The following is a 14,647-nucleotide window of genomic DNA, read 5'->3' on the forward strand; positions in this document are numbered from 1 at the left end:
GGTAAGTGAGGCTTTAGCTTCTTGGTACTCGCAATGAGGTCGTGACTTTGCCACATGGGGTGGCTGCGAAGTTCAGTTCGGCTCGATCACCCCACGTCTCCCTGATCCGAGTACGAACACTGGAGAGTCCTACGCCTTCCTTCCACGAGGAGGGATCGGTGCCCGGCTGGGCTAGGTTGGTGATCGTGACGGCAAGCCAATCTCCCGAGGCTGTTGCGGTAACGGATACACTACCCGTCCCCTCGAGGACTCCGTGTTTTACGGCATTCTCGACCAGAGGCTGGATGGTCATGGGTGCCACGGGGAATTCCTCGGCTGATCCATCCACGTGGATCTCTGTCTCGAGTCCCTCCTCGAATCTCATTTTCTGAAGCTCCAGATAGCTTCGGATGATCTCCATCTCTTTGCTCAGAGGGATGCGGCTTTCCTTGGCTGTATCAAGCGAGGTGCGTAGCAGGCGGGAGAGCGAGAGGATACCACCTCGGGCACTACTCGGATCGCTCCCAATGAGAGAATGAATGGCATTGAGACTATTAAAGAGGAAGTGCGGGTGGATTTGGGCCTTGATCCGTTCTAAATCGGCCTCCCGCACGAGGGCTTCCTCCCGCAGGGTGGTCTCCCTCTTGTGGGCCTCGGATCCTACCCCGAGAAGCAGCCCCGTAGTGGTCAGGATGGCTATATAGACCTCATACTGCCAGAGACCCGAAAGCATGGAAACGGAGGCAAAGGGACCCATGCCCCTACTTGTGTAAGCGACCGCTATGGTGATGATGCCCAGGATAGCCGCGGCAGCAGCTGGCAGTCCCCGTGTCAGTGCTGTCCAGACTAGGAATGGGAAGGGGAGGTAGGCTAGAACGGCGATCGTCTTGCCGGCAGAGCCCGACGGAGTCCCGAAGGCGATCCATGCGGCAATCAGGCAGCAGGAGACAGGAAGGATGGCTTGGTAGACTCCCGAGCTACTCCTCCAGCGGAAGCGGCCTTCAGCAACCATGAGCAAAGTCGGTGCCAGGATGATCGTGCCGGCCGTATTGGCACAACCGTAGAGCCATCCAACGGAAAGGAATACGCCTGAAGGCATGGCCTTCGCTGAGATCAGGAGCAGTGCTGTCCAGAAGCCTGTTGCCATCATGGGGAGCAGTCCGCCCAAACCGAGCAGAAGAAGCACGTCTCGCGAGCTCGCGAGTCTGCGACTCCATCCGGCCCGGTGGAGTAGGAAGACACCCCCAAGGATTGCCGCTGTGGTGCCCAGAGGTGCCATGATGGAAAAGAGAGGGCCTTCACCTCCCATGAGGCAACTGATCCAGAGAGGGAGAGCGATACCAGGAGCAACCCATGGGCCTCTTAGGATCACCGCAGCCAGAGCGATACCGCCGGCCGGCCAGATCAGCGTGAGCGAGTGGCCATCTCCCTTTTGCAGAAGAAAGGTCAGGGCGCCCACTAGGGCGATCGCTCCGGCAACCAAGAGATTCGCTAGACTCAAGGAAGGCAGACTTGCAGGCAGGCTGAATTTCACACGATTGGAGGGCGTGCTGACTTGGGGAGGACGGTTCATCCGGATGGGTGATTTGCGGAGAGGCCTGCGTCGAGAGGACATCGAGGGAGTCGCCAGATTATTCATGACGAGCTCCCTGCTTCTCTCTGCAATAAGAGCCCACGGCCTGTCGGACAAGCTCATCCGGAGCGATTTGCAGATTCCTACAAGTTTCTGTGACGAAGTATTCCAACTCCTCCGGGATTTCGACATCGATTTCGAAGTGGAACGGGGAGGGTTTTTTGAAGTTTTGGTAGGTCATGATATTTAGGATTAATTGTTCACCCAGGAGTTCTGACCTGCCGGACGAGAATAGTACGAAGGTCTTGAGTAGGTGGGTACCACCTGGGGAGGTATCGGTGTGGGCGCCATGGTGCTTCTGCATGGTGCTGGCTGCGGCGGGTAGGAGTTCCAAGCCGGGCGGGAGTATGCGCTCCTCTGGCCGTACCCATGGTAGCAACCGGGGCTGGGTGTGTTACAGATAGGCTGTGCAGGAGGACGACAAGCTCCCCATCTTGGCCAGTTCACCGAGACGAGTGCTGGACTGTATGCGGGGTATTGGTACGTCGGAGCATAATAGCGGGGCACTTCGGGAACATAAGCAACTGGCTCTCGGTAGTAGGATCCACATGGGGTGTAGCATCCGGAGGTCAGTGCGGAGAGGAGGGCGATTCCGCAGGAGGCAATAAGCGGTTTTGATGGGTAATATGGGGACTGCATGGACGCGGTATAAGCCGTCATGACTCATCCTTGCAAACTGGTGGCCCCGTTCTATCGCCGCTCGTTATCTGATATCGCCGTTGCTCATCCCTGCATAACCGTTCATCTGCCCAGTTCGACCATTGGCAGAAAATGCTTCAGGGTGGCTATTTTCCTCGTGAGATTCAGTCTGAGAGAGACTGGCTGGTCTCATCGCAGCGCCGAGCTGAGTTGATGTCCCTCATGTATTGAGAATGACCTCGATTCGACACCATGGGTAGCCACCGGAGGCTTTTATCGCGTAGTCACCATCCCCGCTCACAACGACATTTTTGCCATCCATACGAACCGATTGCCGTTCGACGAAAAACGGCTTTTCAGATGTCATGAAAAAGTCTCTACCTGTACGACGAAACAACACTTCACCTCTTAGTCCCACTTAGCCCAAAAACCATGAAAACAATGCTCCCACGCACACTCCTCACCATCCTCGCTCTGAGCGCTTCGTCGCTCATTGGCACTACTTCCCTCCATGCATTTGTGAAGCCTACCGAAGAGGACGGCCCAAAGCTTCCTCCTATCTGGATGAAGGCAGGCCCTCAGGAGCGTCTGAAGGCCATCCGCGCCGCAGAGCTTGATGGCGATCGCCTCCTCGCCGAGCGCGTCTATGGCCTCATGGTCGACGCCGACACCAGCGTGCAGGATCTTGCCCTCCAGAGCGATGCAGTGAAGGGAGCCGTCGAGGCCACCCTCGTTGGCGCGATCACTGAGGGTGAGCCCGAGTTCAAGGATGACGGACAGGTCCAGGTAGCCCGCGCCGTGAAGATTCAGGAGATCACTCGCACACTCAGCCGTGTTATCCAGAGCAAGAAGCTCGAGGACGGATCGATCGTCACCACCTCTGACAAATCCAACGTGAATAAGGATGTGAAGGACAAAGTCCTTGATGTCATGGGTAATGCCGCGCTCCCCGGCTCCGAGGGTCAGCAGAAGATCATGGCCAAGCGTGCCGCCGAGATGGATGCCTACCGCCGCCTCGCAGGTCGCATGATGGGGGTTAAGATCTCCGGCACCACCACCGTCAAGGACATGGCCCTCGAGAATGACAAGATCCTCGCCAGCCTCTCCCAGACGCTGAAGTCCGCCACCCCTACCGCCATCAAGTACAGCAAGAGCGACGGCACCTGTGCAGTCACCATGGAGGTGAAGGTCGCCGACGTCATCCGTACTATTCAGCACTACTCCAAGAACGGCGGCGGCAAGACCGAGATCAAAGACGAGATCGAGACCAAGACCTTCTCAGAGACCGGTAACGGAGCCATGCGCCCCGCAGCCGATCCTAATGCTCCCAAGATCGCCGGCAGCGTCACCTCCGATTCCCCCTCCAGTGGTGGTGGAAGTGAACCCTTCTACGAGACCAAGGCCGTGCTGAAGGAAGTCGTCCAGACCGGCACCATCGCCCAGTAAGGGGTCCTCTACATTTCAGAAAATGAAGGGAGCATATTCCACAGTATCCCTGCTTGCGGCATTGGCCCTCTCGGCTTGTGCCAGCCAGCAGGGCCCTCGCCCAGTGGCAACTATTAAGGGAGCCTATTACGACACCCAGGTAGTCTCTAGCGGCCCAGTGCCTGCTGACGATGCCGCAATGAAGCAGAAACCGGGCACCGTTGTCTCGAAGAGGACAGGCTCAGCTACCTCCAAGACACAGGGCAACGATACCGAGGTGAATTCGACCGAGACCACGACAGTTGTTGGGTCATCCGCTGTGGCCGCTCCGGACAGCGAGGTGAAGATCAGCCAATAGGCCACCCGTCATGACCCCCTGCAAGCCATTCTCCCGCAGCCGTAACGAATGCCTAGCAACGGCTGGGAAAGCAATCGCGGGGAACGAGGATGCTCTAAAGTTCGGAAAGGATCTCTTCCTTAGAGACGCCCTTGTGGGTGGCGACCAGCCTCAGGATGGAGTTCAGCGTTCCGATGCGCAGAAATCCGTGGGCTGGGATCGGCATTCGCTGATGACTCGGATCTTCCGTCTGCAGGATCACATGGCTGCCGACTTGGTGCACGATGGCGTAACCCCAGTGCTTGCACAGGTGTTTTGCCAGGTCATTCCCAGCAAGATCTCTCGGCAGCTTCATCAGCGAGGAGAGGGGAGCCTAGGCGAAGGCAAAGCTCTCGTCGCGGACCAGATGCAGCCTGATGCGGCTTGGAGCCGAACCGAGAGCATCGAAGAAGTATCCTCGCACGGCCTCATCGACTGCAGCACGCATCGCGGCCCAGTCGTCACCCTGAGTCACGATTGGTTCCGTCAGGCATTCGGCGACATAGCCGCCATCCGCTTCCTGCGTCACCTCAAAGATCAGCTCCTTCATAGGAGATTTCTTAACCCTCTTTCCATACAACAGCAACCACTCTTCTTTCCCATCCCTCCTCTGCGTCTTTGCGCGAGTTAAATGTTTTCATCATGATCCCCATGCCCCGCATCTCCAGATCCCCCCGGTTCCCCATCTTCCAACTGCTAACTCCAATCTTCTTGGGCGCCATCGCTCTCCAAGCAGGAGTGCTGGACGACGACTCCGGCCCTGCCAAGCCATCAGCCCCCGCATCATCCTCATCTGCTGTATTACCAACAGTCCAACAGCCTAACAGCCCAACAGCCTCGGCCCCTCCTGCCTCCCAGCCTGTTTCTGAAAAGGCCGTCCCTTCGACTGTCTCCCCCCATAACCTATCACCTAATTCCCATACTCCTGCGAAGCACGCCCCCACCACCGACCTCAGCAGCGTCCCCGACGCCTCCTCAGTTTCAGCCCCTAACAGCCTTCAGTCTAAACCGCTTCAGCCGGCTCGATCCTCCGGATCGAGCGGCGACCCCTACCTCTCCCTAGCCGAGGCCCTTGCCAATGCCGCAGGTGGGAATGGGAAGGTGAATGTCGGCGTCGGGAACTTCCTCTACGAGGACACCGATCTCCTCTCTCCCTACTCGGCCATGTTGAAGGACGAGCTCTCCATGGGCCTCTCCAAGGAGGGGAAATTCACCGTCATTACCCGCGAGCGCATGGCAGACCTCCAGAACGAGGGCAAGTTCCAGGGCAAGGACATCGTCGAACCCGGCACCGAGGCTAAGAAGGTCCAGATCGAGGGAGTCCAGGGCATCATCCGTGGCCGCTTCTACTATCAGGCTCCTAACCTTACCATCTACGCCGAGATCGCCTACCTCGACGGGGGAGAGGTTCATAAGGTTAAGGTCGTCATCCCCTCCTCAGAGGTAGCCGCCCGCATCTGGCCCGCCGATACCGGCAAGCAATCCCGCCCCGAAGTAGCCATCGCCCCACAGGCCGTCAAGGAGAGCACCGCCTCCATTCAGGACATCGAGAGCAAGGTTCGCAAGGTCGAGAAGAACTTCCCCCTCGAGATCGCCACCGTTGATGGGAAGCGCGGCTACGCCGAGGGAGAGACCGTCTCCTTCCGCTGCCGCTCCGGACACGACGCCTACATCGCAGTCATCGACCACCAAATCGACGGCTCCGAGATATTGCTCTTCCCCAATGCCTTCAGCAGCGAGAATTACATCCCCGCAGGGAAGGCCATCGACGTCCCCGGAACCGTGAAGCACGGCTTTGAGATCCAGATCTCACCGCCTTTCGGCAGCGATGTCGTTCAGGTCATCGCCTGCACGAAGAAGGAAGATCTTGCGAAAATCACCAGTTCCTTCCCTAGCTCCACACAGGCGAATCCCTACGCTGTCCGCACCCGTGGTATGAAGGTCGTTGCCGTGGACGAGGCTCAGAAGAATACCTCCATGGAGAGCCAACCTCCACAGTGGTCAGAGGATCACATTGTGGTCAGCACCTATCCGAAGGTGAATTGAGTCATGGATGGAGAAAATATGAAAATAACGGTTAAGCTAGATAATAGTGAAACCGTAATGGTCATACTAAGTGCAAGTGATAGTGAGTTAGGTTATTCAGTAGTTGCTAAAACAGAAAAAGGTGAGGAAATAGGAAAATTTGAATTCAGGCATATAGAAGACGAGCGACATGAATATTTAATGTTATGCTGCATGTTTATTGAAGGATGGGCAGGTGTATTTAAGCGAAAGGGAATCGGACGAAATATTCTGATTTATGCTAAGGAATTTTATGGTCTCCCAATTGTAGTTGCGCCAAATGATGGAATTAGAAGGGAAGATGGCTGTCATTTAACGGGGGATGGCCCAATATTTGTAAACCAAATGATTCGGGAAAGAATTATTTCTCAAGATTTCTCTCCAGAAAGTGATTGCGATGAATGGTAATAATATGAATAAAAACAGTTTATTAATAATTATTGCACTCTTTTTATTGCTAGGCCAGAGCCTAGCGAAAGTCCCCACCCAAGAACAGTGCCGGCAAGAGGCTTCAGCTATAGTTGATCAGTTGATCAAAACTGAAGTAGCGCGCGATATTGATTCCCAAATCAAACTCTTTGCGCCTGAGGTAACTCAAGATGGAAAGTCCATTAAGAGAGAACAACTTAGAAAAGAAAATCTATCCTACTACAAACGATGGCCAGTGGCCCAGTGGTTACTACTAAAGCCAGTGGAGGTAAAGCAACTGACTCCGGATTCATTTGAGGTCATCTATGAAGCGTCCTTTCGGGTTGAAAGTCCAGAGCGGGGAAAGTGGAGCGGGGGAACATTGAAATCCACATTAAAAATAGTTAAAATTGATGAAAGATACCTGATTCAAGGAACAGAGGATCATGTTTTAGGAAACATCAAGGGCGAATTACAGAGAGATCCGTCCGATCGTGAATTTAAAACTACATCCTCAAAGGAAAATCTAAAGCATGATCCAATCGTGGTTTACCAATCAGGTCTCTGTAGAGAACCAACTTTTGCGAAGAATGACTCAAATGGAATATATGAGATTTTTGGGAATCAAAATGAATGGTGTCTTGTAGATAAAGTCAGCGGTGTTATAATAGGTAAAGATATAGCAAAAGGTAATGGATATATCGATGCGAGATTTAGTCCAGATTCTAAAAAACTACTTTTATTTTTATCGGGCCATCATGGCGGCCCCAATTTCTTCGAGCTGCTGGATGTAGATTCTTTCGAGACGGATGATTACCTAATGCCTTGTCCTAATATAGAGAATAGGAAAGACTCAAAAGTATTTGGTGAATACAAACTGTCACTTTCAAGTCAAGACGATGGCAATTATAGAAGTGTTGCTAAATGGGAAAAGGGAGAACATAAGCTAGGGGTAGATGTTTTCCAGGATGGCAGAAGATCTGCATTAGGAATTACTAATTACCCTATAAACACCACTCCCTCTGAACAAAAAATTATTCTATTAGATAGTGTAAAGTATTTAGTAAGCCTTAAAAACAAAAAGACATCTGTTTTTAATGTAGATAATATCAGCAAGGTTTTAAGTGTCGATGGAGATGAATTTCGGGTTGACGGAACTACAAAATCAATATCTATACGAAATGGTAGTAGCATAGTCTGTTACAGTCTGATTACTGGTAATGTCCTGTGGAAAACGGAAATAGAAACATCACCAGAAACTTTTGATTTTCATGATCAATTCGTATTCATAGTAGAAAACAACCAAGTGTCTTGTCTGAATGTCGTCACGGGGTACAAAGTTTGGATAAAAAAATTAGATGTGGATTCAAACGAAAAAATAAATCAAGTAAAAGTATCTCCTAATAAAAAGTACATTGTATTATCTTCTGGCGGCTATTTCGGTCATATTTACGTATTAAATTGTCAATCAGGAGATATGCTTTGGAAAGCAGACTCATCAGGAATTAATGCTTTTAGCAATGATAGTACGCTGCTTTCCTATTCTGTACATGCGGGCTTTACCGATGTTATTATTAAAGTTATTAAGACGTCCGAATGGAAGCCTAGTGCTGAATATTCTGAAGAAGTAAATGTTCCAGCATATGGTTTCGGTGATATGGTTTTTTCTGATAATTCTAAATCGATTGTTTTCGCGCTTACTGCTTTTGATAAAATTAGAATTGCTAATCCCAAAATCGGCAATTCTGCTGCATCAAGGTTTCAGGATAAATCTAAATATATTATCAATGATCCTGGTTACTATAAAAATATCATTTATGACGAAAAATCTAGGCTTCTTGCTGCGTCAGACTCCGAAGGATTCTCAAATATATGGAGCCTATCCTCTGGGCATCTAACTGCGCGAATTCTTATAGATGATTTTGCTAATCCATTAAGTTTAACTCCCGAAGGTTATTATCTTACATTAGGAAGTGCTCATAAATGGGTTGGGTTTAGGTTTGATGGAAGAGGTTATCCTCTCGAGCAATTCGACCTGCGCCTGAATCGTCCTGACATTGTTCTGGAACGATTGGGAGCGCCGAAGGAAGCGGTAGAAACCGCAAAATCCCTTCGCGAAAAGCGTCTGAAGCGCATGGGGGTAACTGAGGAAATGCTCAAGCCGGACTTCCATCTCCCTGAGCTTCAGATCGTGGGTGAGGTTCCTGCCACGACTCCCAAGGATCAGCTCGACCTCCAGATCAAGGCGACGGACGACAAGTATCCCCTTGATCGCCTCCGGGTCTACGTGAACAACGTCCCGGTGAATGGCCGCGATGGGGAGCTCCTCCGTGACCAGAAAACGCAATCCCTAGAAAAGACCATCCCGATCAAGCTGGCCGCTGGTCGCAACAAGATCCAGGTCTCCGTCCTCAACAGCGCCGGTGCGGAATCCCTCTATGCCAATGCCGAGGTGAACTGCACGGCAGAGCGACCGAAGCCCAAGCTCTACGCCGTGGCTCTAGGCGTCTCCCAGTATGACCGCCCCGAGTGGTGCCTGAAATACGCCGCCAAGGACGCAACTGACCTGATCGGGAAGCTTAAAGCCAAGGCCGGTTCCTCCTACAGCGAGGTGAAGCCCATGCTCCTGACCGATAAAGAGGTGACCAAGGAAAGCGCCACCAAGATCAAGGAGTTCCTCTCCGGGGCTACCATCGACGATACGGTCCTGATCTTTATGGCTGGTCACGGCCTCCTAGATGACAAATACGACTACTACTTCGGCACCACCGACATCGATCCGGCCAGACCGTCCGATCGAGGTATGACCTACGAGGCGATCGACAACATCCTCGCCTAAGTACCCTCCCTCAAAAAGGCCCTCCTGATGGACACCTGCCACGCCGGAGAACTGGATGACGATGAGAAGAAGGAACTCGCCGCATCCGACGGAGCGGCAACCCCCTCCGCAATCCCAGCTTCAGACACCAACTCATCTCCAATGGCAGGCAAAGTCGCCATGCGATCCATCGGCACCCGTGGAATGCAGGTGAAAGCCGTGCAAGGAGCCAAAGGGAAGAGCGACTGGTACGAGAAGCTCCAGGACATGTTCGTCGATCTTCGCAGGGGGAGCGGAGCCACCGTGATCAGCTCCTCTCAAGGAGCCGAGTACGCCTTCGAGAGCAGCGAGCAGTCCAACGGCCTCTTCACCTACTCCCTCATGGAAGCCCTTGATGGCAAAGCAACACCGAACAAGGAGGGCCAGATCACCATCAGCAGCATCGGCGACTACGTCAAAAAACGCGTCCAGGACCTCACCAAGGGCAAGCAAAACCCCAACCTCCGAGGAGTGAATTTAGAAGAGGACTTCGCCCTCAGCTCAACGAAATGAAAATTATGAAGAATCCCGTCCTTCTCCTTGGATGTCTGTTTTTAATCCTTCCGATCGAGAGAGTTCTGTCGCAACAGCCGGATAATGCCGCGGTAACGCGGATAGAAAGCATGATAGCTAGCGGAAAGAATTCAGAGGCAGAGTCAGCCGCCTCTGAGTTAGAAAAGAAGGGTGCTACTGCGGGTTCCATCAAGGAGCAGGCAGATGCGGCCTACTGTCTTGGGTTGATCGCTTTCCTGTCAGGGAACAACGACCAAAAAGCCGATCAGGAGCTCAGAAAGGCAATGGCTTTTTATGAGAAATCTTCTACTGCAGATAATGTCGGTGGTTGGAAATGCCTCTATGTGATGGTGAAACTCTATTTCGACCACAGGAAACAGGACCCTAATGCGTGGACGGCGATCGCCAAAACTCTTTCCCAAGTTGAATCGCTTGCAAGAAAGCAGTTGTTGGGTGCCTCCCAAGGCGCCAATGGGCCGGCAATCTATTCTGCCATGCTGAGTAATCCAGAACTCATGGCCTTGGATAAGGTCATGCATGAACGCCTTGATCAGATCAAGCAGCAGGGTAATGGAGGGGCTGAGCTGATAGACCAGCAGCAGGAGTGGGAAAAGGGTCGGGATCGTGATCTTGAACTGACCGGATTTGGCAGAAATATGAATTTGCCTAGATCAACCTACTTTAGCGAAGGAATGCAAAAAATCAGTCAGGCGAGGGACGAGACAACCACGCGACTGAAGACTTCACTCACCAATCGCATCAATGTTCTGTCAAAAATGATTGATGAGTCTCATCTACATTCCGATGCCACGGCAAGCAACACGATTGAAGGCCATGATAGCGAGGGGTTCCGGTGGGCTTATGAGTTTCTGTCTGATCAAGGAAGGGGAAAGCCCTCGCTTCTCGACAGCACCACGGCGACCGTCGTCTTTCAGAGTCCAGAGTGGATCGTTGAAGCCTCCGAGGAGGCAGGGAATGTAGGAAATATGAAGACGGATTTGTGTTTCTATGATGCCAGAACATTGAACCTGATCGCCACGGCACGAATTCCTAACAAAGTCATCAGTGTGGGAAGAGTAGGAAATGGGAGTTCTTTTTATGCCGTTACCATTACTCCCAGCAAATATCGCTATGATGATGCACCACTTGCTCTGTGTCTGATTGATCCTAAAGCAAAACAGATAGATCGAGTCCGACTGGTTAAAGAAAACTACTGGTTGGCCCTCAATAACCCAATTCATATCGAGGCCTCTGGAAATACCGTCAATGTACTGGTTAATCCAAATCCATCGAATAGTGAAGGTAAGGAGGGAGGTTACTCTGTCAGTACCATCTCCAATCCATACTTCAAAAATATCTCGATCTCTCTCCAACCGGGGGCAGCCGATTACTATCGCAGGAACCCCATCAAGGAGCTTTTCCCAAGGGGGTACTCCAAGGGCGAGGCTTTGATTCCTTCGGAGAAAGATTTCGATCAACAAGCCAGAAATGAGTCAGCATCGCTTCGGGCATTGGGAATTAAGCCTTCTGGAAATCTGGATCAGCGCGACGTAGGCGCTAAGGCCGGTGCGGCGCTGCTTTCGAATAATCCTTTGTCGGGAGTGCATATCGTCAGCGCTGACCAGAATGGGACGATTCAGGACATCAACCTCGATTCACTGACGGCGAAAAGCCTCAAGCTTTCCTCCTCTCGAATCGAGTCACCGGGAATCTTCAGCGACGGGTGTATTCATGGGGTCAATTCAGGAAATCTCGTTCTTGCGAAAGGAACCACTAACCTGACCATCCCCTTTACCAAAGCCATGGTTCTATTCAATGAATCTGCCGCTTATGCGATTCCGCAGGTGCCAGAACAAGTATGGTGGATGAGGCGAGTCGTTTCTGATCCAGAACATTTATCGCTTACCAGCATTACTTCCGCAGGGAAGACAAATCAGGTGCAAGTTCCCGGCAATCATTCACGGAAAGACGGTGAGATTGCTATCTACCCTGAACAAAACATTTTCTACAGCTACAGAAATGAAGACGGAACAAATGTCTTCACAAAATACTCAATGAAAAATGGGTCTCAAATCGACGAGCCAATCAGGACGGAGACCGGGAAATCAGGAACAGTCTCTTGTATCCGCGAGGGAATCTGTGCAACTGGCCATCGTCTCGTTTGCGTCGTTACGGATTTCTCCACTCAAGGGGCGGGATATTCGATTTTCGCTCGATGTGGTGCTTCAAAACCGCTCGTGGAGCTAGTTCGTGGCCTTTCCGAGCTAGCTGATCCTCTTGCAATGCGTCCGAAGGGTGATGGGACGATCCAACTTCTCTACTCGTGTGCCGGAGTCACCAAGGTTGAAGAGCATGCCCCGGATGGAAAGCTGAAGGAGACGCTTGCCGAATGGCCTTCGCCTCCTCAGGAGGGAAAGCCTCTTCTGCTTAGCGAAAGGAACCTAGTCTTTATACCCAAGGCAGGAGGGTATGATGCCTATCGAATCTTTGGCGAAGGCAAACCGGAGAAGGCGTTCGAGATCTACTTCCGGGGTAGCAGTGACTATGTAATCCTTCTTCCCAACGGTTTCTATGCAGGATCTCCAGGATGTGAGCGTCTCATCACTCTGCAGGCTGGGGATGGGAAAGTTGATGCTTCCGCACTTGCCCCATGGCGAAACAGGCCCGCAGAAGTTATCAAAGCACTCGGAGGCGACCCAAAGAATGCGGACATCCTCGCAAAGGTTACAGAACGCTGGCTCAAGAGAGCGAAATTCGACCCCTCTCAGCCAGAGCCCAAGGCCTCAGAGATCCCGAAGGTGGACGTCAACCAGATGCCGCCCTTATGGGCACAGGGAGCGGGAATAACCTTCCCGATCGAGGTGACCGCTGGTGCATCGTCTCTGAAAGAAGTGACCGTCCGGGTGAATGGGATCCCTCAGCAGGCGATCAGCGGATCGGCGCTGAAGATCCCTGTAGGGGGCAAGGGGACCGTTCAGGGTTCCGTGACTCTGGCCCAAGGGCAGAACTGGATCGAGGTGACGGCCACCGATGAGAAGGGCCGAGTCAGTAATCAAGCCCACTTCCGGAGCATCCTGTCCGAGGCAACGGAAAAGCCAAAACGCTATATCGTGGCGATGGGATGCTCGGTATATGATCGACCTGAGCTAAAACTTGAATTTGCGGCTAAGGATGCCGGTGATGTGCTCAAGACCTTCAGTGAGGCTGGGGGAAGAGATTGCAAGACCCTTCTTCTGACCAATAACGATGTCAGCCCTGAGGCGCTTGAGAAGATCAAGGCCTTCGTGGGGGAGAGCAAGGAGAGTGACGAGGTGATCCTATTCTGCGCCGGTCACGGCCTACTCGACGAACATCTCGACTACGTCTACGCGGGACACCAGATCGATCCGGAACATCCGGGTGACACAGGCATCCATCTCGACGCCCTCCTCGATGCCATCAAGGCGGGCAAGTCCCTTAAGCGTCTCGTGCTCATGGACACCTGCCAGTCGGGAAGCGTGGGGGAAAAGGAGGAGATGAAGCTGGCATCGGCCTCTACAGAACTTCCCCACGGAGTCCGTGCGGTGAAGTCTCGAGCGCTTAAGGTGGTCGGAGTCTCTCCGATGACGGGAGGTGACCAACAACGATTCATCGAGGAAATGTTCCTCCTGCCGGGCCAGCATCGCGGGATCAATATCATCGGTGCCTCCGGAGGGGCGGAATATGCCATGGAGTCCGACAAGTGGAACAACGGCGTCTTCACCTCCGCCCTTATCGAGGCCCTGAGGGATCAGAAGGCCGACATGGATCACCGGGGTCGTATCTCCGTGAGCGATCTGAAGACTTATCTGGGTCAGAGGGTATCGGAGCTTACCGGAGGTGCTCAGAAACCTAGCGTGGTGGCCTTCGAGCAGGATCAGGACTTCGATCTCCTGGGCGATATGCCTCCAATTCCCGAATCTGTGAAAAATAGCTCGGGGGCTACTACCCCAACGGAGGCGACACCACCTGCAGCGCCATCACCCGTAGCCAGTGAATCAGGTTCAACGACTCCTCCCAATCTGGGTCCCCAGTTTGTGAACTCGCTGGGGCAGCGGTTCGTCCCGATTCCCGGTACGCCAACCTATTTCTGCATCTGGAGTACTCGGGTGAGTGATTACGGGCAGTTTGTGAAAGAGACGGAAAGGGCTTGGAAACCGGCTGGGTTCCCGCAGAAGCCTGATCACCCTGCCGTGAGGATCAATTACAACGACGCCACGGCATTCTGCGATTGGCTGACTAAGAGCGAGCACGTGACAGGAAAGCTCCCGAGCAACGTAGAGTATCGGCTCCCGAAGGATCTGGAATGGAGTGCCGCTGCCGGGATCACGGATAAAGAGATGGATGGTCCTCCAGCATGGCGAAGTGGAGGAATCCCAAACTGCTATGCGTGGGGATCATCATGGCCTCCACCGAAGGGATCGGGGAACTACGATCCGAAGATGAAAACGGATTCGTTCCCAAATACTTCGCCTGTGGGAAGCTTCGCGCCTAACAGGTTTGGTCTCTTCGATATGAACGGAAACGCCTACCAATGGACTCTCGAGGATTACGACGAAAGCGGACAAGGGTCGCAGAGAGGAGGATCCTGGGCCGATGAAGAAGAAGAGAGTATCAGCCTCTCAAATCGCTTTACTACACCCAAAGACTCTCAGGGTAAGTGCTACGGATTCCGCTGCGTCATCGCTCCAATTACTCAGAATAAATGAAAAAGGGCGTCCAGGACCTCACCAAG

11 protein-coding genes are annotated in these 14,647 nt (G+C 52.7%); 7 read left to right on the top strand and 4 right to left on the bottom strand.

Features of this window, described 5'->3' with window-relative positions:
- Nucleotides 1-13 precede the first annotated feature (13 nt).
- Both K8R57_07340 and K8R57_07345 read right to left on the bottom strand, forming a co-directional pair.
- Nucleotides 14-1,618 (bottom strand): histidine kinase, encoded by a 1,605-nt coding sequence (locus K8R57_07340; GenBank protein MCE9588111.1) that lies wholly within the window; start codon nt 1,616-1,618, stop codon nt 14-16.
- Complete coding sequence (locus K8R57_07345; GenBank protein ID MCE9588112.1) at nt 1,611-1,946, bottom strand: hypothetical protein; 336 nt, start codon at nt 1,944-1,946, stop codon at nt 1,611-1,613. The genes K8R57_07340 and K8R57_07345 overlap by 8 nt, the downstream gene beginning before the upstream one ends.
- A 737-nt stretch (nt 1,947-2,683) precedes the next feature.
- On the opposite strand from K8R57_07345, the gene K8R57_07350 reads away from it, so the two are divergent.
- Together K8R57_07350 and K8R57_07355 are read left to right on the top strand one after the other, a co-directional pair.
- Nucleotides 2,684-3,697: a hypothetical protein gene (locus tag K8R57_07350; protein MCE9588113.1), complete on the top strand. Its 1,014-nt coding sequence runs from the start codon at nt 2,684-2,686 to the stop codon at nt 3,695-3,697.
- A 22-nt stretch (nt 3,698-3,719) separates the two neighbouring features.
- The gene (locus tag K8R57_07355; GenBank protein ID MCE9588114.1) at nt 3,720-4,034 is read left to right on the top strand and encodes a hypothetical protein; all 315 of its coding nucleotides are present in this window, start codon (nt 3,720-3,722) and stop codon (nt 4,032-4,034) included.
- A 94-nt stretch (nt 4,035-4,128) separates the two neighbouring features.
- Here the strand turns inward: K8R57_07355 and K8R57_07360 are convergent, their stop codons facing one another.
- On the bottom strand, nt 4,129-4,368 hold the full coding sequence (locus K8R57_07360; GenBank protein MCE9588115.1) for a type II toxin-antitoxin system HicA family toxin: 240 nt from the start codon (nt 4,366-4,368) through the stop codon (nt 4,129-4,131).
- An 18-nt stretch (nt 4,369-4,386) separates the two neighbouring features.
- The gene (locus tag K8R57_07365; protein MCE9588116.1) at nt 4,387-4,602 is read right to left on the bottom strand and encodes a 2-phospho-L-lactate guanylyltransferase; all 216 of its coding nucleotides are present in this window, start codon (nt 4,600-4,602) and stop codon (nt 4,387-4,389) included.
- Between the two features lie 92 nt (nt 4,603-4,694).
- On the opposite strand from K8R57_07365, the gene K8R57_07370 reads away from it, so the two are divergent.
- Genes K8R57_07370 through K8R57_07390 form a run of 5 tightly spaced genes read left to right on the top strand, consistent with a single transcriptional unit; the run spans nt 4,695 to nt 14,621 of the window.
- Entirely contained in the window at nt 4,695-6,098 is a 1,404-nt protein-coding gene (locus tag K8R57_07370) for a DUF4384 domain-containing protein (protein ID MCE9588117.1), read from the top strand.
- A 3-nt stretch (nt 6,099-6,101) separates the two neighbouring features.
- Entirely contained in the window at nt 6,102-6,524 is a 423-nt protein-coding gene (locus K8R57_07375; protein MCE9588118.1) for a hypothetical protein, read from the top strand.
- 4 nt (nt 6,525-6,528) lie between these two features.
- Nucleotides 6,529-9,363, top strand: a complete 2,835-nt coding sequence (locus K8R57_07380) for a hypothetical protein (protein MCE9588119.1) — start codon at nt 6,529-6,531, stop codon at nt 9,361-9,363.
- Nucleotides 9,364-9,390: 27 nt separating this feature from the next.
- Nucleotides 9,391-9,894, top strand: coding sequence for a caspase family protein (locus tag K8R57_07385; GenBank protein MCE9588120.1), 504 nt, complete (start codon nt 9,391-9,393; stop codon nt 9,892-9,894).
- Between the two features lie 5 nt (nt 9,895-9,899).
- Nucleotides 9,900-14,621 carry an SUMF1/EgtB/PvdO family nonheme iron enzyme gene (locus tag K8R57_07390; GenBank protein ID MCE9588121.1) on the top strand — a complete coding sequence of 1,574 codons (4,722 nt, stop codon included), beginning with the start codon at nt 9,900-9,902 and terminating at the stop codon, nt 14,619-14,621.
- The last annotated feature ends 26 nt before the right edge of the window (nt 14,622-14,647 follow it).

The sequence above is a fragment of the Verrucomicrobiota bacterium genome (assembly GCA_021413925.1).
In the GTDB taxonomy this organism is placed as follows: Bacteria; Verrucomicrobiota; Verrucomicrobiia; order Chthoniobacterales; family UBA6821; genus UBA6821.